Source organism: Arenibacter catalasegens (assembly GCF_002909235.1).
Classification (GTDB): Bacteria; Bacteroidota; Bacteroidia; order Flavobacteriales; family Flavobacteriaceae; genus Arenibacter; species Arenibacter catalasegens.
This window is the reverse complement of the sequence record NZ_PHQQ01000001.1, coordinates 26,855-46,304: the sequence shown is the minus strand read 5'-3', so window position 1 is coordinate 46,304 and position 19,450 is coordinate 26,855. Positions and strand designations below refer to the sequence as shown.

Sequence of the window (19,450 nt, the reverse complement as noted above, 5' to 3'; positions counted from 1 at the left end):
AATAATTGATGGTTTATGCGGGCACTTGCAAAATTTATATATTTTAAAATTTTAGGATGGACACTGCTGGGCTCTTTTCCGCAGTTGGACAAATGTGTTGTTATTGTAGTGCCGCATACGAGTTGGGTCGATTTTTTTCTTGGAATATTGATTAGACGGGTATTAAATGAGGATATTCATTTTATAGGAAAGAAGGCCTTATTTCAGCCACCATTTGGCTGGTATTTTCGCTGGATGGGCGGTGCGCCTATCGATAGAACTAAAAATTTGGATACCGTTAGTGCCATCACCAAAATATTTGATCAAAACAAAACATTTAGATTGGCGCTTTCCCCTGAAGGCACCAGAAAAAAAGTTACGGAATGGAGAACTGGTTTTTATTTTATTGCCAAATCGGCCGAAGTTCCTATAGTAATGGTAGCGTTCGACTTTGGTAAAAAACAGATTGAAATATCCAAAGCACATTATCCTACAGATAACCAAGAGGAAGATTTTGCAACATATAAGGCCTTTTTTAAGGGAGTGGTAGGCAAGATTCCTGCGAATAGTTTTTAAATTAACTAAATTTTATTTATTCCCTGTTATAGGATTCATTTTTGTTTCCTAAATCTACTATTTGATTCTATCCATCTCATTTTCAGAATTATAGATATAATTTCATAATCTAGGCATTGATTATGCATGATATCAGCTACAATCCGGGGGATGGTACGAGATTAATTTTCCTACAAATAATTCCGACTACAGGAATAGTATAGTACACAACGTATTTTAACATTTTTACATCATTGACTGGGATATACTACTTGTTATAACGGTATAATACTACTTTTGGCCCCATTGTAATTAATCTTATCTGTGGAGTGTTGAGTATCCATGTTAAAGAAATAGACTACAAATAAAACCAACTAATTATTATTAAAATAACCATTGAGAATGAAAAAGAACACTGTTTTAACTTATTTAATTGCCCTTTTATGTTTTACGGCATCCTGGGCACAAACTACTGCCACAGTAACTTCGCTTACCGATGATGGTGCTCCAGGTACCTTGCGTTGGGCAATGACTACCGCCAATACCGATGTCAATATCAATGAGATTATTTTCGATGCTGGGTTAACAGGTACAATTACATTGACCTCCAACCTTCCAAATGTGTCCAGTAATATGGTTATTACAGGTCCTGGCCCTTCAGCAATTACAATTTCGGGAGATAATCAGTTTAAAATGTTTGTTGTCAATACTGGCTTTGTTCTGGATATCTCTGGATTTACGTTGACCAGTAGCGCAAGTGGTCCTTCTAGTTCGGGAAACATTTTCCATGTATCTAGGTCAACTGTAAATGCAAGTGATATAGTATTTACGGGCATAACCAATAGTACACCATTTGTGTCTAGGGAAGGCACTTCAATATTAAATATTTCCAATTCTACATTTAGTGACAATTCAGCCACTTTGTTTAGAAGTGACTATGGTTCTACACCTAGTACAACCTCCGATATTGAAACGGACTATACCAATAGAATTACTGTAACGGGATCTACCTTTAGTTCCAATACCGGTATCATATTTTATACAGAGCGATATGTGAAAATAGATGATTGTATTTTTACGGATAATACCAATCAAATAGGAATCTTTAGAGGACTTAATAGGTATCAGGTTTTAAACTCTACGTTTACAAACAATACAGGCTATCAATTATTTTCTTTTTATAGTGCGATAAATAACGGTTGGGGCGCAAGTACCTTAGGAACCAATAACACGCTTTTTGACGGGAATACCTTTACCGGAAATACGGGAACCATTATTAATCCTGGTTGGAGTACTAACAATGACAATAAAACAACCATTTCCAATAATACTTTTGAAAATAATGGAAATAACTATACAGGGAATCCCATTGTAGTTTCTGGAAATTCTTTGTCAAATTTTATTACATCCATTATCCATTCACCCAATGATGGGACGGTGTCGGTAACTATGAGCAGGCCCGTTTTTAATTCAGATTTGGGGACTGGTGCATTGGAGGCCAATGACTTTCAATTTGCACTTTCTAGTGGCAATGCTACCTTGGGCTCTTCATCACCGACTAGTATATCTATTAGTGGAAATACCTATGTTTTAGGAATAGATATTGTGGGTACTATTTACGGAACGGAGGAGTTAACTATATCCCCATTTGATGAGATTTCTATTTATGATGTAGATGTGAATAGAGCAAGTATTGCACAGAATAATGGTACCATCAATTTAAATTTTTTGGATGATGACGAGGATGGGGTTGCCAATTACGAGGATATTTGTCCTGAAACACCAGCTGGAGAGATTGTGGAAGAAGATGGATGTACAGATATTACCGAGCCACTTGCTCCCATTGGATTCACAAGTACTGCTGGTCCATATAAAATTCATCTAGAATGGGATTCCAATACAGAAGATACAGTAGGATATCATTTATACGGAGGTACCGATGAAAACTCCTTGGTTTTGATTGCAGACCTTTCCCACATTAGCTATTATGAATTTAACCATACAGGTTTAACTGCTAATACTACTTACTATTACAGTTTAACGGCCTATGATTTAGCGGGGAATGAAAGTGATTTCAGTCCAATAATTAACAATGTACCCACATTGCCCTTTATCTGGGATGGGCCAAAACTCATTGTAGAAAAAATATCCAATACTGATTGGACTCAGGCGGAGAATCAGGATTTTTTAACGGATAATGTAATATTTACAAGAGATAATAATGGTAGCTTGTTCAATATTGCCAAGGAAGCAAGTTACGATGATTTTAATTACCAATCTCCTATAGATACTGAATGGGCACAGGGTACCACTGCAGATTTTGGAGCACTTAATTTTTCACCTTGGGCATATGATATGTCGTTTATAGAGTGGTGTCCACCTTGTTTTGAAAATAGAGATTTTGTACTTCATCTTATTACAGATGATATCTATATTGATGTTAAAATTTTATCATGGGATGATCATGGTATCGGTGGTGGTTTTAGTTATGAAAGAAGTACGCCTAGTCCAGATGAAGATGGCGATCGAATAAAAGATAGTTTGGATAATTGCTTGGGCACTCCTGAAGGAGAAACGGTAGATGCTAATGGTTGTTCAGACTCTCAAAAAGATGCCGATAACGATAGTGTCTCCGATGCTATTGATACCTGTGCCGATACTCCAACAGGAGAATCAGTAGATGCCAACGGTTGTTCAGATTCTCAAAAAGATGCCGATAATGATGGTGTTTCAGACGCTATTGATATTTGTGGTGATACCCCAACAGGAGAAACAGTAGATGCCAACGGTTGTTCAGACAGTCAAAAGGATGCCGATAACGATGGTGTTTCAGACGCTATTGATATTTGTGCAAATACTCCCTCTGGAGAAACCGCAGATGCCAATGGCTGTTCAGACAGTCAAAAGGATGCAGATAATGATGGTGTTTCAGACGCTATTGATATTTGTGCTAACACGGCAACAGGAGAAACAGTGGATGTTAACGGTTGTTCAGATACCCAAAAAGATGGGGATAACGATGGTGTTTCAGATGCTATTGATACCTGTGCCAATACGCCAACAGGAGAAACGGCAGATACCGATGGTTGTTCGGACAGTCAGAAAGATACCGATAACGATGGTGTCTCCGATGCTATTGATACCTGTGCTGATACCCCAACAGGAGAAACGGTAGATGTCAATGGATGTTCAGACAGTCAGAAAGATGCCGATTATGATGGTGTTTCAGATGCTGATGATACTTGTGCTAACACGGCAACAGGAGAAACAGTAGATGTTAACGGTTGTTCAGATAGCCAAAAGGATAGTGATAACGATGGTGTTATGGACGATGTTGATACCTGCAACAATACTCCCACAGGGGAAGCTGCGGATGCCAACGGCTGTTCCGCCTCTCAAAAAGATGCAGATGGCGATGGCGTTAATAATGATATGGACGATTGTCCCGATACCCCAGCTGGAGAAACAGCGGATGCCAACGGTTGTTCGGATTCCCAGAAGGACAGTGATTTTGACGGTGTTAACGATGCGGAAGATCAATGCCCGGATTCCCCTGAATATGAGGCCGTGGATGCTCAAGGGTGTAGCGATAGTCAAAAAGACAATGATAACGATGGTGTAAACAACAATCTGGACGAATGTCCAAATACCCCTGCGGATGAGGTAGCGGATGCCAATGGTTGTTCGGATTCCCAAAAGGATGCCGACGGCGATGGAGTTCAGGATTCCCTGGACAATTGCCCAGCGGTAGCCAATCCGGGCCAGGAAGATCGGGACGGTGATGGCCTTGGTGATGTATGCGATACGGTGGAGCTGAACGCTTCCCAAGCCTTTACCCCCAATGGGGACGGAATAAACGATACCTGGGTGATTTCCAATATTGAGAACTATCCCAATTCTCTAGTGAGGGTGTTCAACTCTTGGGGGAAAGAGGTCTTCTCGGCCAGAAACTACCAGAATACTTGGGACGGCCGTTACAAAGATCTTGGAGCCAAACTTCCCGATGCCGGTTCGTATTATTTCCAGATCGATTTTGAGGGCGACGGAAAAGTTGACCAGGACGGATGGATCTATATCACTTCACATTAACCAAACCATTAATTACAACAAAAGACATTAACAAAATGCAGATATTAAATAAGATTATTCTAGGCGCACTTTTAGTGGTGAGCGGAAATTTGTTTGCCCAACAGGAAGGGGTGGTCACCAATTATATGTACCATATGAATTCCTATAATCCGGCCTATGTTGGGGTGGACGGGGAAACCATGGTGACCGCCAGTTTCAGGCAACAATGGACGGGCATCCCGGATGCCCCCAGTGCAGAGGCGGTATCCTTTGGGACCACCTTGGGCAAAAATCTGGGGATAGGGATATCCATTTACAACAGCAATACCTTTGTAGAGAGCCAGACCTTTACCGGCATCGATTTTTCTTATAGGTTGCAGTTGTCCCAAGGGACCGATCTTTACCTCGGGCTTAAGGCGGGCGGTAACTCGTACAGCGTTAACACTTCTGGACTGGAGACCTATAATGTAAATTCAGATCCCAGTATCTCCTCTATATCCCGTTTTAATCCCAATGTGGGGGTGGGGGCTTTACTGAAGAGCGGCAAGTGGTACGCTTCCCTCGCGGTACCACGTCTCCTGTCTACGGACCGGGCCGATAATGACAATGGAGTAGCAACGGCCGCCATGGCCAAACCGCATATCTACGCTACGGCCGGGTATGAGGTTCCGTTAGACCCTGCCTCCAACCTTATGTTGAGACCTTCGGTCATGGGCCGTTATGTAAGCGGGGCACCCGTCTCTGTAGATTTCAACGCTATGCTTTCCTTTGACGACAGCTTTGAGTTCGGGGGCAGTTATAGGACCGATGGCGCGTTCGCCGGACTGGTAAATTTCAGTATTAAAAAAAGACTGCTATTGGGATATGCCTATGAGGTAAGTACTAGAAGCGAGTTGGCCAGTGCCAAAAATACCAATGAATTTTTGTTGCGATTTTTGTTTTAAACAGCAAAGTATAAACTAGCGTGAAAAGGGCTATTGCATATGCAATAGCCCTTTTTTTGATTCATATTGATATGGAAATAGAAGCATTTCTCCCAAATTTTTAAGGTGCAAAAGAATAATTTGTATTAAAAGAATTGCGAAAACTCTATTAAAGAAATGACCAATACTAAATCTTGATTTATAGTCTGATAGCTGCTTTTGGCATGGAATTGGTAACTCCTAAAAAATACAAGACTTTACTAATAGCGCTTTTCACAACATTTTTTAACACTTATACATCTTTGCTGCTAGAATAATTCCTTTAATAGGTTTGAAATACTAATTTTGATTTCAATACGTTATGAAGGAACAATGTACAAGCGTATTTATAACAAGTAGAGGCTTTATATAAGCTGGCAGCGATAATATAAATTACACCTAGAATGAAAAGAATTCAAATAATATATTTTCTTATTGCCGTCTTCTGTTTTTCAGTATCCATTGCACAGGGGGAAATAAGAGTATCATCCCTGGCCGATGATAATAGTGAAGGAACTCTGCGCCGTGCTATAAATACCGCCAATACAGATTCAAAAATCAATGTAATTATTTTTGATTCAGCATTAAAGGGTACCATTAGCCTAACCGCGAACCTGCCGAATGTGACAAGTAACATGGTTATTAAGGGGTCAGGGGCTGATAAGGTTACTATTTCTGCTGTTAGTGAATACCTTATGTTTGTAATTGAATCTGGGTTCACATTGGATATTTCAGGATTCACCTTTACGGATAGTGCCAATGACTATAATAATGGAACAATTCTCGCTGTATCCGGTTCAACGGTTAATGCCTCTGAGATAATAGTTACGGGTATTGATTCCAATACTGCGTTTTGGTCTAAAGGAGACAATTCAACCATCACAATTTCCAATTCCATCTTTAAAAATAATTCTGCTACCTTATTTAGAAGTTATTGGGGGTCTACTCCAAGTTTTACATCTGAAAATGAAAGTGATTATACCAATAGGATTACGGTAACGGGGTCAACCTTTAGTTACAATCGCGGCTTAATTTTTTCAACGGAGCGATATGTGAAAATAGATAACTGTACTTTTAGGGGGAATTACGATCAAATTGCCAGTTTTAGAGGGGTTAACCGCTACCAGGTATTAAACTCGACCTTTGTAAACAATACAGGCCGTCTGCTGTTTACCTTTTCTAGTAAGATAGGTGATACCCCATCGTGGGGCGTTGATACCCTAGGGGCTAATAATACCCTTTTTAATGGGAATGTATTTCAAGGAAATACAGGAACTATTATTAATACTGGTGGAGGTTTTAAACATGATTCCAAAACTACTATAACGAATAACATTTTTGTAAACAACGGCAATATGTGGTATGGTAATCCTATTGTAGCATCTGGAAACCAACAGAACAATTTTATTGCAACGGTTTCCCCATCGGAAGAGGACAGCACGGTTTTTCTTACCTTGAACAAATCAGAACTGATAGAAACTGACGAAGAACTGCACTAAATTTGGATATCTTCAAATAGTAGAATTAATACAAAGGATAAAAAGCATTGAACCAAAAAACTAAAAAGAGGCCTATTAAGGCCTCTTTTTAGTTTTTTTATGAAAGGAAACAATTATTCCTGCATGGTGTGATATACATTTTGTACATCATCATCCTCTTCAATTTTTTCTAATAGTTTTTCTACGTCGGCAGCTTCTTCTTCGCTCAAGGCTTTGGTAACCTGTGGAATACGCTCAAAGCCGGAAGAGAGAATTTCTATTTCCTTGTTTTCCAATTCTTTCTGAATGGCTCCAAAACTTTCGAAGGGAGCATAAATAAGAATACCGTCCTCATCTGCAAAAACTTCTTCAGCACCAAAGTCGATCATTTCTAATTCCAATTCTTCTGGGTCGATACCTTCGGCTGGGATTCTAAAGTTGCAAGTATGGTCAAACATGAACTCAACTGATCCTGAAGTCCCCAAACTACCGTTACATTTGTTAAAGTAACTTCTAACATTCGCCACAGTCCTGGTGTTGTTATCCGTAGCCGTTTCTACCAATATGGCAATACCGTGCGGTGCATATCCTTCAAAAAGTACTTCTTTAAAGTCGCCCAAGCTTTTGTCTGAGGCTCTTTTAATGGCTCTTTCCACATTATCCTTGGGCATGTTTACTGCCTTGGCATTCTGGATTACTGCCCTTAGGCGTGCATTTGAACCCGGGTCTGGTCCTCCTTCTTTAACCGCCATAACAATGTCTTTGCCTATTCTGGTAAAGGCCTTTGACATTGCGGACCATCTTTTCATTTTACGTGCTTTTCTAAATTCAAAAGCTCTTCCCATTTCTTGGTTTTATTAGTATAATATGAAACAAATTTAATAATTTTTACTCCTGTTGCAAGTGTAAACCTTAGTTGCTTACAATAATTTCTTCAATACTGTGTGCCAACTTAAAATCCCTTTCGGTAACTCCTTCAGCATCATGGGTGGATAGCCGTATGTTTAGGGAATTATAGACATTGCTCCAGTCTGGGTGATGATTTTGAGATTCACATTCAAAGGCAATTCTGGTCATTACAGAGAAGGCGTCCTTGAAATGTTTAAATTCAAATGAAGTTTCAATGGCACCATCCACATACTCCCATCCATCCAATTCCTTCAATCGTTTTTCAATTTCTTCTTCAGATAATTTTTTCATGTCGCTATTTTTTATAAAGTTAATTAAAACAGTAGAATTCAAATGGGCTTATTCACTAAAGATATGATGGTCAATTATATCCTGATAATTAAATATTAAGTCTTTGGATAGGCCGTTGGTTTTTGGTAGTACGGCCAGATAACGGTCTTCATTTGTGGTAAAGACCCTCTTGTAGATAGGACTGTAATTGCCCAATCGGTTTATAATTTCTTTTATAAAATCTTCATGGTGAATTAAGTCTATGCTTCCCAAATGAAAAACCCCAGTTTTATTATGATTTATAAGGTAATGTATTTGTTGTGTTAGTTTGTCGTCATTGGTGACATTTATGATCAAATTCGGGAATACTTCAATAGATTCATTATTGGTCAAGGCATTTCTTATTTCTTTGATTCTTGGTGAATTATTGCCAAAAACCATAGGAACCCTTAGAATTGCCATTTTGGAAACAGGTATCCTCAAAAGCATATTTTCTATTTTAATTTTGAGTCGACCATAGATACTTTCAGACAAGGTTTTGTCATTTTCATAGGATGGATACTTGCTGTAAGCATCAAAAACATTGGCAGAGGATATAAAATACAATTTACAATCCCTATTTTGAATGTATTCTACCATATGTTGATGGGCCATTACCTGTGCTTGGAAATTTCCCCTTAAGGCAGAGATAATAAGATCGGGCTTTACCCTATCCAAGATATCAAAAACGTCATCTTCTTCCAGATCGTACCTGAAGAACTGTTGATTGTTCTCGAAGCTCCTTCTTGACGAATAATAGGTGCCATAGGTGTCAAAATAAGAATGTAATTCCTTATAAATGGCATTACCTATAAAACCACTTGCTCCTAAAATGAGTATTTTGTTCATTCTATCACCTCCTTTTGCAAAACTCAACCGTTACTATTGTTATACCTTATAAAAAGGGGGCTTGACAATGGTAGCAGGAACTATATTTTTCCTAATTTGAATAAAGATTTTACCTCCATTTTGAGACTGGGCAGTGGGTACATATCCCATTCCAATTCCTTTTCCCATGGATGGAGACATGGTTCCCGATGTTACGACCCCTACTTTCTGGCCTGCTTGATCAACAATATCATAATCGTGTCTTGGAATTCCTTTTTCATCAATTTCAAAGGCAACCAGTTTTTTGGCTACCCCTTCTTCCTTCTGTTTCTTCAAGGCTTCGCTATTCACAAAATCCTTAGTGAATTTGGTTATCCATCCAAGACCGGCTTCCAAAGGCGAGGTGGAATCGTTAATATCATTACCGTACAAACAGTAACCCATTTCCAATCGTAAGGTGTCCCTAGCAGCAAGGCCAATGGGCTTTATGTTAAAAGGAGCCCCAACTTCAAAAACCTTATTCCATATCTGTTCTACTTCTTCATTCTTACAATATATTTCAAAGCCCCCTGAACCTGTATATCCTGTGGCTGAAATAATTACATGCTCAATTCCTGCAAAGTCGGCTACCTCAAAGGAATAGAACTTGATTGCGCTTAAGTCTATTGCAGTCAAGGCTTGCATGGCTTCCACGGCTTTTGGACCCTGTATGGCCAAAAGGGAATACCCTTCCGATATATTGCGCATATCTGCTCCAAAGTCAGTGTTGTAGCTGCTTATATGGTCCCAATCTTTTTCAATATTGGAGGCATTTACTACCAACAGATATTGTTCTTCCTTGATTTTATAGACAATAAGATCATCTACAATGCCTCCTGTTTCGTTAGGTAAACAACTGTATTGGGCCTTTCCTATGGTTAATTTCGAGGCATCATTTGAGGTTACTTTTTGTATTAGGTCCAATGCCTTGGGGCCACCTATTAAAAATTCACCCATATGGGATACATCAAACACGCCCACCCCGTTGCGGACTGTTTCATGCTCTATGTTAACCCCCTCATAGGAAACAGGCATATTATATCCTGCAAAAGGCACCATTTTGGCGCCTAGTGCCTCGTGAATCTTAGTCAGTGCTGTATTTTTCATTTGAATTTATTAAAGGGTAAAAATATCGAAAATTAATAGATGTGAAAATTTATACACTTTTGTTTTGCACAATTTATTGTTAATTGGGAATTAAATGTTTAGCTAGTGAGTGGTCCAATTGCTGAAATTGTACATTATGCAATGCCATCTTTTGTTGAAAGGGTTTATTTTTTTCCAATAGTGTTAACGGTCAGTGGATATGGTATTGGAATTGATTATTTTTAAACCTTAAATTTTATGAATGGTTATGAAAAATTTAATAGTGTTTTCTTTTTTTCTTTTTTGTGTTTCTTTTTTCCAAGCCCAGGAGGTCCCAAACGATTTTCTGCCTTCGGATTTTCATAAAGGAAGGCGTCAGGAAGTACGTAGGGCCATGCCTCCAAATAGTATTGCTGTATTTTTTGCCGCTCCGGTAAGGAATAGGGCCAATGATGTGGATTATATATATCATCAAGATCCGGATTTTTATTATTTAACAGGCTATAAAGAGCCCAATTCCCTTTTGCTTATTTATTCAGAAATGCAAAGCGATAATAATGGGATGGAATATGACGAAGTGCTATACGCCCAAAAGCGTGATGAAAAAGCGGAACAATGGAACGGAAAACGACTAGGAGTGGAAGGGGTAAAAAAACAATTGGGTTTTGGACGTGCCTTTAATGCCGAAGAGTTTTTAAGTTCCGATATTGATTTCTCCAAGTTTGAAAATGTGCTTTTTTTCGATTTCAATAATGATTTTCGAGATAATGATGACCCTGCGGATATTTTTGATCTAGTAAGGAGTTTTAAGGAGAAATCCAATTACCCATCTGATTATAACGCCACTAAACAACAGCTCTATGGTATGATCAGGTCTACTGAAGTAGAAAATAGTGCAAATGTAGCTCAAACCTTAGGGAGGTACTTGAACTATTATGAGGAATTAAAATCTGATACATTACTAGTTGATTTTGTCGGTGCCATTGATGATAAATCACGTAAAGAAATTAAGGAAAGGGTAGTCCTACAGTTGAAATCCAATAATCTTGAAAGCGCCAAATTAGAGGAAATAATGAATACCCTAAGGGAAATTAAGACCAAGGAAGAATTGGTGCTGTTAAAGAAGGCCGTAGAGATTTCTGCCGTGGGCCAATTAGAGGTGATGAAGGCCATGCACCCAAATATGTCCGAAATGGAAATACAAGGGGTACATGAGTTTGTCTATAAGAAGTACGGTGCGGAATACGAGGGTTATCCTTCTATTGTTGGAGGAGGTAACAATGGCTGTATTTTACATTATATTGAAAATAATAAACTTAAAGTGGGGAACGATTTGGTGTTGATGGATTTGGGAGCCGAATATCACGGATATACTGCTGATGTTACCAGAACAATTCCAGCCAACGGAAAATTTTCAAAGGAACAAAAACAGATATACGATATCGTGTATAATGCACAAGAGGCGGGAATAAAGGCCAGCGTGGTAGGGGCAACGTTTCAGGCGCCTGGACAGGCTGCCAATGAGGTGGTAGCGAAAGGATTAATGGAACTTGGGATTATTGACAGTCCTGCAGGGGCCAGAAAATATTTTCCGCATGGCACGTCCCATTATTTGGGACTCGATGTTCATGATAAAGGTACTTATCAACCCTTTAAGGAAAACACTGTTATCACGGTGGAGCCGGGGATTTATATACCGAAGGGTAGTGATTGTGATAAAAAGTGGTGGGGGATAGCGGTAAGAATTGAAGACGATATCCTAATTACGAAAAATGGTCCTGTTAATTTATCGGGAATGGCTCCTAGGACTACCGAAGCAATAGAGGCGGCAATGAAACTACCCAGTCCTCTGGATAATTTTAAATTGCCACAATTGGATTGATAGATGGTTGTCTCGAATTGAATTAGGAAAGCTCCACAAGGGCCTTGTCCATGGCTGCTTTTAGAAATCCACCGGAAATGATTTCTTTCCTAACTTCGGCTACATTTTTCACCATTTCTTGGTAATCTTGATTGGACAAGTTTTTTAATTTTCCGTCCAATTCTTCCAAGGAGGAAATGCAAATTCCCAAGTGTCGTTCTTTTATAACGTCTGCAATTGCAGCTTTGTTCCAGATAATAATTGGTAGGCCGCAAAGCAAATACAGGGATGTTTTGTGTGGGTTATTATATAAAAGGTATTGCCCAAAATGACCGGCACATTCATTAATGGAATTACCGTTCCATACTAATCCAAAAGAACCTTTTATGTGTTTTGCTACGTCATCGGGAGAAAACATGCCCTCAAAACTGATGATGGACTTTGCGGCATCTATATCCTCTTTGATAAAACCACTACCGTATAATTTTAAATGAAAACTATTGTTTTTTAAGGCATCCAATTTATAAATAAATGCACTTTTCGCCATTCCCAACCCTCCAGCGAAAACTACATCGAACATACCGTTCTTGGATAGTTCAGGGGCTATATAGTTGCTACTGTCGTCCAAATAATCGAACATGTACAGCGGTATTAATTTAGCAGTGGACCCTTGTTCCTCGAACCACTTTTTCATATTGTCATTATGAACTATAATCACATCGGCACAAGAAAATTTCTTCATTTCCCGAGCAATATCCTTGTTTTTGCCCATAAGATATTTAACATCGTGAATGATCAACACTATTTTACATTTTTTTATTCCGGCTATGGTGGTAATGTATTTATAGTATTTGCTGAGAGGGTATTGCATGGCCAAAGTGGAATTTTTTGGCAAGCGAATAACGCCTTTTGTAATTCCGAGAAAACTTACTATCGCTCCAATAGCTGAACTGGCATAGGTAGTTTGTTTAAAGCCTAAATTTTTGAAACCGATGTTATCCAAGATCCGTTCGCAATCTGTTTTGGGCTTGGAGGCTGCACTGTTGGTGGCCTTGTAATTTCTGGAGATGTAAAATAAATTGGTCATTACAGGTTGATAGTTTAAGCATAACAAATATAGTTATGTTATTGCAAAGGGAATTTTTTTTTTGAATTCAATTCATAAACACTATAATATACATTAGTTTTACTTTTTTATTAATTATAGAGTTCTCTAATTGACCTAAAATGAAATACGATTACCTGATTGTGGGAGCTGGACTTTTTGGTGCTGTTTTTGCCCATGAGGCTAAGAAGAAAGGAAAAAAATGCTTGGTAATCGATAAACGCACACATCTTGGGGGCAATGTTTATTGTGAAGAAGTGGAGGGCATTAATGTGCACAAGTATGGGGCCCATATCTTTCACACCAATGACAAAGCAATTTGGGATTATGTAAATAGCTTTGTGGAATTTAACAGATATACCAATTCCCCGGTTGCGAATTATCATGATGAGCTTTATAATTTACCATTTAACATGAATACCTTTTATCAGCTGTGGAAGGTAAAGACACCCGAGGAAGCCAAGTCCATTATAGCGGAACAGGTTAGGGAAGTGGGGGTTAAGAATCCAAAGAATTTGGAAGAACAGGCCTTGTCCCTCGTCGGGAAGGATATTTATGAAAAGTTGATCAAGGGCTATACGGAGAAACAATGGGGAAGAAAAGCTACCGAGCTACCGGCATTTATTATAAAAAGGTTGCCCTTGCGATTTACGTTTGATAATAATTATTTCAATGACAAATACCAAGGAATTCCAATTGGGGGGTACAACAAGTTGATCGATGGATTGTTGGAAGGTGTTGAAACTCGTTTGGAGATCGACTTCTTTAAGGATAAGGCTGAATTGTTGTCATTGGCAAATCAGTTGGTTTTCACAGGTAAAATTGACGAATATTATGATTACTGCTATGGTAAGCTGGAATACAGGAGTTTGGATTTCAAGCACGAAACTTTGGATATGGAAAATTACCAGGGTAATGCAGTAGTTAATTACACGGCCTCAGAAATACCCTATACCCGTATTTTGGAGCATAAACATTTTGAATTTGGGAATCAGAAAAAGACAGTAATTACAAAAGAATATCCTACGGAGTGGTCTGGTAATAAGGAGCCGTACTATCCGATAAATGATGTAAGGAACAATGAAATATACACCAAATACAAGGCATTGTCCGGAAAGGACGATATTATTTTTGGAGGTAGGTTGGCAGAGTACAAGTACTACGATATGCATCAGGTAATTGCCTCTGCATTGGTGAAATGTAAAAATATTTTCGACTAGTATCGATTCACTTATTTCCCCAATAAAAAGTCTTTTAGTTCATCGTAACGAGCAATTTTAATTGCTTTTTTCTTTTTGTCCATAATTTTCAAAATGCTTTCCGGTAAGTCTATGTTTTCTCGAATGGTGTCTTCTACAATATCCAAAAACTTCACAGGGTGTGCAGTTTCGAGAAAAATACCAAAGGTATCCGGATGGGTTTCCTGATACTTCTTTAAACCTAAATACCCAACGGCACCGTGAGGGTCGGCTACATAAGAAAAATCATTATATAATTTTAACATGGCTTCCTTGGTCTCCATATCAGTAAAGGAGTAGGAAGATATGTTTTTGGACAACTCTTTAAAATCATCTTTGTATAAATGCCTTATTCTAATAAAGTTACTGGGGTCCCCAACATCCATGGCATTGGATATAGTGGCTAAGGAAGCTTTAGGGTCATAGGATCCTGTTGACATAAAACGCGGAACCACATCATTTACATTGGTTGAAGCGATAAAATGATTGCATGGCATGCCCAGCCTTTGTGCCATGATACCTGCACAGATATTTCCAAAATTGCCACTAGGAACTGAAAATATAATTTCCTTACCCTTGGACTTCATCTCTTTGTAGGCAAACAAAAAATAAAACATTTGTGGAAGCCAACGAGCAACATTAATACTATTGGCAGAGGTTAATTGCATGTTCTGAATCAACTCTTCGTCCAGAAAAGCTGTTTTCACCATATTTTGGCAGTCGTCAAAAGTGCCGTCTACTTCAATAGCTTTAATGTTTTTGCCCAAAGTAGTCAACTGTTTCTCCTGTATATCGCTGACTTTTCCGCTAGGATATAAAATTACCACTTTAACTCCGTCCACCTCTAGGAATCCATTGGCAACTGCACCTCCCGTATCTCCGGAAGTGGCTACCAATACGGTTACATCATTGGTGTTTTCCGTTGAAAAATATCCAAGACATCTTGCCATAAATCTAGCGCCTACATCCTTAAAGGCTAGGGTAGGGCCATGAAAGAGTTCCAAGGTGGCCACCTCGTTTTCCAATTCTACAATTGGGAAATCAAAATCCAATACATCGGCAAGAATTTCCTTCAAGGCCTGTTCTGGAATATCCTCGCCCACAAATTGTTGAATGGCTAAATAGGCAATTTCATGGTTGGTGTAATCCTCTATATGCTCAAAAAAATCTTTAGGTAAGGCTGTGATGGACTCTGGGAAATATAGCCCTCGATCTGGGGCAATTCCTTTTATAACGGCATCTTTGAAAGATACATTTGGAGCTTTTTTGTTTAGGCTATAAAAGTTCATTGGTAACTGTTATTAAGGTGAAATATATTTTTCAAGTGCTGTTTACTAACTTCTTTCAGAACTTGTTTTTCAATTTTCTATTATTTTAATTCCCTCTGTATTTATTTTTGACACGTGGACGTCATAGTCAACACCTATTTTTTCGTACACATTTTTCATGGCTTCGCCCACTTTAACTGCATTCTCTTTCCCTTTGCTCAGGGCAAAAATAGAAGGCCCAGAGCCAGAAATTCCACAGCCTAATGCGCCTGCATTTAGGGCGTCTTCTTTGACCTTGTCGAATCCTGGAATAAGGATGGATCTTATGGGTTCCACGATATGGTCTACTAAAGACCTCCCGATCAATTCATAATCGTTAGTATAAAGTCCAGCGATTAATCCACCAACATTGCCCCATTGCTTAATACCGTCTTCCAAGGAAATGGATGTTTTCAGAATCCGCCTAGAGTCCGATGTCTTTACTTCTATTTGCGGGTGTATAACTGTCGCATATAACTCTGGTGGTGTCGGTATTTTCACAATATCCAGGGGTTGGTAACTGCGTACTAAGGTAAAACCACCATATAGAGCAGGGGCAACGTTATCGGCATGCGCTACTCCGCTAGCCAAGCGTTCGCCCTCCATGGCAAATTTTACCAAATCCGAGGTGCTAAAAGGCTTATCCAATAATTGGTTCATTGCCCAAACAGCTCCGGCCGAACTGGCAGCACTACTTCCTATTCCGCTACCTGCTTTAATATTTTTATAGATTTCAATCTCAAAACCGCCAACATGATCACTTTCCGCCAATAGCGCCAAACCAGCAACTCCAGCAACATTTTGTAAGGTTTCTGTAGGAAGGTCCTGGCCGATAAGTTTGGTTATTTTTATGCCTTTTTCACTGGTTTTTCTAACCACCATTTCATCGCCAACGGAATCCAAGGCCAATCCCAATACGTCAAAACCACAGGAAACATTTGCGATGGTAGCCGGGCAGAAAATTCTTATTTCGTTCGTTTTCATTTAAAATCGATATAATTTCAGAGTTACGGAGCTTCCTTAAAAATTACCGATGCGTATAATATCGGCGAATATTCCAGATGCAGTAACATCAGCTCCAGCTCCGGCCCCTTTTATAATCATAGGTTGGTTTGGATAACGTTCTGTGTAGAACAGTACAATATTATCACTACCTTCTAGATTATAAAAATCATGTCCTTTCGGGATGCGCTGCAAGCCTACACTGGCTTTGCCGTCTTCGAACTGTGCTACATATTTCAATTTGCTATCTTCGTCAACAGCCTTCTTGTACATCTCTTGAAATGATGCCTCATGCTTGATCAATGTCTTGAAGAAATCTTCGTTGTTGGTGGTGTCCAAACTCTCTTTAGGTAGAAATGGGTTATTTTGGATATCTTCAATGTTCAGTACATTTCCACTTTCCCTGGCTAGAATTAATATTTTACGCATAACATCCACCCCGCTTAAATCTATTTTGGGGTCTGGTTCGGTATAACCTTCTACTTGGGCTTCCTTTACAATATCGTGAAAGGTGGTGGTGTCGCTAAAATTGTTGAATACAAAATTTAAACTACCGGACAATACCGCTTGGATTTTAAGTATTTTGTCCCCAGAAGCCACTAAGTGCTTTAAGGTGTCTATAATAGGTAGGCCTGCTCCTACATTGGTTTCGAATAGAAAAGGTGCATTGTATTGTCTTGCCAAATCCTTTAATTCCTGATAATTGTCATAGGCTGAAGAACAGGCGATTTTATTACAGGTTACAACAGATATACTATTCCTTAAATAGGAATTATAGGTTTCCGAAACTTCATGACTTGCCGTATTGTCAACAAATATGCTATTCCTATAATTAAGTTTTTTAATCTTATCAAAAAATAAATCCCGATTGGCTTCTTCGCCATTATTTAAAAGTTCCTGCCAGTTTTTAAGGGGAATGCCATCTTCATCAAAAAACATTGTCCTGGAATTGGACATTCCAATTACCCTTATATTAAGCTTTAGTTTTTCCTTCAAATACTTCTTTTGTAACTGTATTTGGTTTAAAAACTTGGCACCTACGTTGCCTACCCCCATGACAAAAAGGTTTAATTGCTTTACATTTTCTTCGAAAAATTCTTCATGTAAAGTGTTGAGGGCCTTTTTTACATCTTCTTTTAGTATTACTGCCGAAATATTCCTTTCAGAAGCACCTTGGGCAATTGCCCGTATATTAACGTTATTTTTGCCTAGGGTGCTGAACATCTTTCCGCTAAGGCCTTGATGGCTCTTCATGTTATCACCTACCAATGCAATTATTGCAAGATCCTTTTCGGCAGTCACAGACTTTATTTTGCCAAGCGAAATTTCAATATCAAAAGCATCATTAATAACTTGTACCGCATGGTCCGCATCCTCATTATCAATTCCTATACATATGGAATGTTCAGAAGAAGCCTGGGTAATCATTACGACACTTATACCTGCAGTTGAAAGTACTTCGAAAAAGCGTTTGGAGATACCTGTAATCCCTACCATTCCGGGCCCTTCAAGCGATAATAATGCAATATTTTCTACATGGCTTATTCCTCGAACGGTTTTACCTTGTCCATTTTTGTTCTTGGTAATTAGAGTGCCAGGTGCCTCTGGGTCAAAGGTGTTTTTAATTATAATTGAAATTCCTTTAGTAAGCACTGGCTGAATTGTAGGGGGATAAAGGACCTTTGCCCCAAAGTGGGACAATTCCATTGCTTCTTCATAAGAAATATGTGGAATGGCCATAGCCTGTTTTACTATTTTTGGGTTGGCTGTATACATGCCACTGACGTCGGTCCATATTTCCAGAACTTCGGCATTTATCGCATTGGCTACGATGGCTGCGGTATAATCGGAGCCACCTCTTCCCAAAGTGGTGGAATCCCCATTTACGGCAGAGGCAATAAAGCCCCCCATGACCATTACACTGCTTTTGCAATCAGCGATATATGTAGTAATATTTCGATTTGTCAGTTCAAAGTTCACCGTCGCTTTTCCAAACTGTGCATTGGTTTTTATAAGTTGTCTGCTATCGGCATGGGTTACCGCTATTCCTTCAATAGCAAAATATTCGCTTATGATATAGGAGGATAAAAGTTCTCCATAGCTCACGATTTTGTCCGAAAGTTTAGGGGTAATCTCTCCTATTAAAAAAGCTCCTTCTAATAATGTTTCTAAAGTGTTTAGTTCACTTTTTACTTTACTTAGTACCTTGCTTTGGGAATGTATAGGTATAAGTTCCTTTATAGTGAACAGATGCCTGTCCTCTATTTCTTTTAAGATGGTCTTATAAGTTTGGTCCTGCGCTGAAGCTAAAGCTGCAGTTTTTAAAAGCAGGTCTGTAATTCCGCCAAGAGCTGAAACTACTACTACGGTTTTATCCGAATCAAGGTTGGCTATAATATTTTTTACTAAACTTATATTTTTAGCGTTGGCAACCGAAGTACCACCGAATTTAAGAACTTTCATGGTTCAATAGGATTAAGTAATAAAAACTGTATTTTAATATAATTGTGTAACGGACGTATATGTAGTAGCTTACCCCAATGGGGTAGTGGTGCTGATAACGGTAATAGCAATGCAACCATCAAATAATGATGAATTAGGTAGTAGTATGTCCGGATTGTTATGTGTCATCATAATAATAAAGAATCAAATGTAGTATTTTTGAAAGCCCAATCAAATGTTTGGATAGATTTTTGCAGAATCATCAATTTTTACTAAATAATC

Annotated in this window: 14 protein-coding genes; 6 read left to right on the top strand and 8 right to left on the bottom strand. The window is 38.8% G+C overall.

The genetic code is table 11. The features are described from left to right. Positions 1-15 precede the first annotated feature (15 nt). The 4 genes from CWD90_RS00185 to CWD90_RS00170 all read left to right on the top strand — a co-directional run bounded on the left by CWD90_RS00185 (position 16) and on the right by CWD90_RS00170 (position 7,063). Positions 16-555: a 1-acyl-sn-glycerol-3-phosphate acyltransferase gene (locus CWD90_RS00185; RefSeq protein WP_103473912.1), complete on the top strand. Its 540-nt coding sequence runs from the start codon at positions 16-18 to the stop codon at positions 553-555. Positions 556-936: 381 nt separating this feature from the next. Beyond that, positions 937-4,623, top strand: a complete 3,687-nt coding sequence (locus CWD90_RS23605) for a thrombospondin type 3 repeat-containing protein (RefSeq protein ID WP_103473911.1) — start codon at positions 937-939, stop codon at positions 4,621-4,623. Between the two features lie 35 nt (positions 4,624-4,658). After that, positions 4,659-5,546, top strand: coding sequence for a PorP/SprF family type IX secretion system membrane protein (locus CWD90_RS00175; protein WP_157941139.1), 888 nt, complete (start codon positions 4,659-4,661; stop codon positions 5,544-5,546). 422 nt (positions 5,547-5,968) lie between these two features. After that, a complete protein-coding gene (locus CWD90_RS00170; RefSeq protein ID WP_103473909.1) occupies positions 5,969-7,063 on the top strand; it encodes a right-handed parallel beta-helix repeat-containing protein in 1,095 nt (364 codons plus the stop codon). 113 nt (positions 7,064-7,176) lie between these two features. Here CWD90_RS00170 and CWD90_RS00165 read toward each other — a convergent pair whose 3' ends face one another. The 4 genes from CWD90_RS00165 to gcvT form a co-directional block, all read right to left on the bottom strand. Next, the gene (locus tag CWD90_RS00165; protein WP_103473908.1) at positions 7,177-7,887 is read right to left on the bottom strand and encodes a YebC/PmpR family DNA-binding transcriptional regulator; all 711 of its coding nucleotides are present in this window, start codon (positions 7,885-7,887) and stop codon (positions 7,177-7,179) included. A 67-nt stretch (positions 7,888-7,954) separates the two neighbouring features. Next, on the bottom strand, positions 7,955-8,242 hold the full coding sequence (locus CWD90_RS00160; RefSeq protein WP_103473907.1) for a 4a-hydroxytetrahydrobiopterin dehydratase: 288 nt from the start codon (positions 8,240-8,242) through the stop codon (positions 7,955-7,957). Between the two features lie 48 nt (positions 8,243-8,290). After that, on the bottom strand, positions 8,291-9,109 hold the full coding sequence (locus tag CWD90_RS00155; protein WP_103473906.1) for a sugar nucleotide-binding protein: 819 nt from the start codon (positions 9,107-9,109) through the stop codon (positions 8,291-8,293). Between the two features lie 39 nt (positions 9,110-9,148). Then, the gene (gene gcvT, locus CWD90_RS00150) at positions 9,149-10,234 is read right to left on the bottom strand and encodes a glycine cleavage system aminomethyltransferase GcvT (protein ID WP_103473905.1); all 1,086 of its coding nucleotides are present in this window, start codon (positions 10,232-10,234) and stop codon (positions 9,149-9,151) included. Positions 10,235-10,481: 247 nt separating this feature from the next. Here gcvT and CWD90_RS00145 point away from each other — a divergent pair, with 247 nt between their 5' ends. Further along, positions 10,482-12,095, top strand: a complete 1,614-nt coding sequence (locus tag CWD90_RS00145; RefSeq protein WP_103473904.1) for an aminopeptidase P family protein — start codon at positions 10,482-10,484, stop codon at positions 12,093-12,095. A 22-nt stretch (positions 12,096-12,117) separates the two neighbouring features. On the opposite strand, the gene CWD90_RS00140 is transcribed toward CWD90_RS00145, so the two are convergent. Further along, positions 12,118-13,161 carry a beta-1,6-galactofuranosyltransferase gene (locus tag CWD90_RS00140; protein ID WP_103473903.1) on the bottom strand — a complete coding sequence of 348 codons (1,044 nt, stop codon included), beginning with the start codon at positions 13,159-13,161 and terminating at the stop codon, positions 12,118-12,120. Between the two features lie 140 nt (positions 13,162-13,301). Between CWD90_RS00140 and glf the strand changes: the two genes are divergently transcribed. After that, positions 13,302-14,399, top strand: coding sequence for a UDP-galactopyranose mutase (gene glf / locus CWD90_RS00135; RefSeq protein WP_103473902.1), 1,098 nt, complete (start codon positions 13,302-13,304; stop codon positions 14,397-14,399). An 11-nt stretch (positions 14,400-14,410) separates the two neighbouring features. On the opposite strand, the gene thrC is transcribed toward glf, so the two are convergent. The 3 genes from thrC to thrA form a co-directional block, all read right to left on the bottom strand. Beyond that, complete coding sequence (gene thrC, locus CWD90_RS00130) at positions 14,411-15,706, bottom strand: threonine synthase (RefSeq protein ID WP_103473901.1); 1,296 nt, start codon at positions 15,704-15,706, stop codon at positions 14,411-14,413. A 69-nt stretch (positions 15,707-15,775) separates the two neighbouring features. Further along, positions 15,776-16,708 carry a homoserine kinase gene (locus CWD90_RS00125; protein WP_103473900.1) on the bottom strand — a complete coding sequence of 311 codons (933 nt, stop codon included), beginning with the start codon at positions 16,706-16,708 and terminating at the stop codon, positions 15,776-15,778. A 36-nt stretch (positions 16,709-16,744) separates the two neighbouring features. Next, complete coding sequence (gene thrA, locus CWD90_RS00120; protein WP_103473899.1) at positions 16,745-19,189, bottom strand: bifunctional aspartate kinase/homoserine dehydrogenase I; 2,445 nt, start codon at positions 19,187-19,189, stop codon at positions 16,745-16,747. Between the last annotated feature and the right edge of the window lie 261 nt (positions 19,190-19,450).